This is a genomic window from Stenotrophomonas sp. P5_A8 (assembly GCF_056400545.1).
This window is the reverse complement of sequence record NZ_JBFULB010000493.1, coordinates 1-1,960: the sequence shown is the minus strand read 5'-3', so window position 1 is coordinate 1,960 and position 1,960 is coordinate 1. Positions and strand designations below refer to the sequence as shown.

Annotated in this window: 1 protein-coding gene and 1 pseudogene; both read left to right on the top strand. The window is 67.9% G+C overall.

Annotation, left to right across the window (positions count from 1 at the left end; genetic code table 11):
- The coding region (locus AC1DQP_RS20005) for a dihydrolipoamide acetyltransferase family protein (RefSeq protein WP_478052365.1) at positions 1 to 967 on the top strand (967 nt) is incomplete at its 5' end.
- Between the two features lie 3 nt (positions 968 to 970).
- Positions 971 to 1,960: pseudogene (locus AC1DQP_RS20000) on the top strand (dihydrolipoyl dehydrogenase family protein); the annotation flags it as partial.

The following is a 1,960-nucleotide window of genomic DNA, read 5'->3' as shown; positions in this document are numbered from 1 at the left end:
GGCCGCCGCCGCATCCGCACCCACCCCTGCCGCCAAGCAGGACGCGCGCGGCGCGGTCACCAATGGCGTACTCAACGCCGGTGAAGCCCCGCTGGCCTCGCCGGCCGTGCGCCGGCGCGCGTGGGACTTGGGGATCGAGCTGCGCTACGTGCCGGCCACCGGCGCGGGCGGTCGCATCCTGCAGGCCGATCTGGACGCCTACGCCGCCGCCGGTGGCAAGGCGCAGCCGGTCGGCGGCAGTGCCGGTGGCAGCAGCTACGCGCGCCGTACCGGCGAGCAGCAGGTGCCGATCATGGGCCTGCGCCGCAAGATCGCGCAGAAGATGCAGCAGTCCTGGACGACCATTCCGCACATCACCTATGTGGAAGAAATCGACGTCACGGAAGTGGAAGCCCTGCGCGCCAAGCTCAACGAGCGCTGGGCCAAGGAGCGCGGCAAGCTGACCCTGCTGCCGCTGCTGGCACGCGCCGTGGTGCTGGCCGCACGCGACTTCCCGCAGATGAACGCCCGCTATGACGATCAGGCCAACATCGTGACCCGCTATGAGGGCGTGCAGCTGGGCATCGCGACCCAGAGCGAGGTCGGCCTGTCGGTGCCGGTGGTCGCGCATGCCGAGTCGCTGGATCTGTGGCAGACCGCCACCGAGATCGCGCGCCTGGCCAACGCGGTGCGCGTGGGCAAGGCCACCCGTGAGGAGCTGTCCGGCTCGACCATCACCATCAGCAGCCTCGGTGCGGTGGGCGGTGTGGTCTCGACCCCGATCATCAACCATCCGGAAGTGGCGATCGTCGGCGTCAACCGCATCATCGAACGCCCGATGKTCCGCGAGGGCCAGGTGGTGGCGCGCAAGCTGATGAATCTGTCGTCCTCGTTCGACCATCGCATCGTCGATGGCATGGATGCGGCCGAGTTCGTGCAGGCGATCCGTACGCGCCTGGAAACCCCGGCCCTGCTGTTCGTGGAGTAAGCGATGTCCAATACCCTTCAAACCCAGCTGCTGATCATCGGCGGCGGTCCCGGCGGTTACATCGCCGGCATCCGCGCCGGCCAGCTCGGCGTCAAGACCATCGTGGTCGAGGGCGTCAATCCGGGTGGCACCTGCCTCAACATCGGCTGCATTCCCTCCAAGGCGCTGATCCATGCCGCCGAGGAGTTCGCCAAGGTCACCGCGTATGCGGAAGGCACCTCGCCGCTGGGCATCAGCGTGCAGGCCCCGTCGCTGGACCTGGCCAAGACCGTGGCGTGGAAGGCCGGCATCGTCAAGAAGCTGACCGGTGGCGTCAGTGCACTGCTGAAGAAGAACGGCGCGCAGCTGATCAAGGGCTGGGCCACGATCGTCGACGGCAAGACCGTCGAGATCGCCGGTGCCGCGGAAGACGGCGGCACGCTGCGCATCACCTGCGAGCACCTGCTGCTGGCCACCGGTTCGGTGCCGGTGGAACTGCCGTTCCTGCCGTTCGGTGGCAAGGTCATCTCCTCCACCGAAGCCCTCTCGCCGACCTCGCTGCCCAAGCAGCTGATCGTCGTCGGAGGCGGTTACATCGGTCTGGAGCTGGGCACGGTGTATCGCAAGCTCGGCTGCGAGGTCACCGTAGTCGAGGCCCAGGAGCGCATCCTGCCGGCCTACGACGCCGAGCTGACCAAGCCAGTGGCCACGCACCTGGAGAAGTCCGGCGTGAAGCTGCTGACCGGCCACAGCGTGCTTGGCCTGGCCGACAACGGCCAGCTGCGCGTGCGCGACAAGGACGGTAACGAAATCGCGCTGGACGCCGACCAGATCCTGGTCGCGGTCGGCCGTCGCCCGAAGACCGACGGCTTCAATCTCGAATCGCTGCAGCTGGATCTGGCCGGCTAGGCGGTCAAGATCGACGACCAGTGCAAGACCTCGATGCGCAACGTGTGGGCGATCGGCGATGTCTCCGGTGAGCCGATGCTCTCGCACCGGGCGATGGCACAGGGC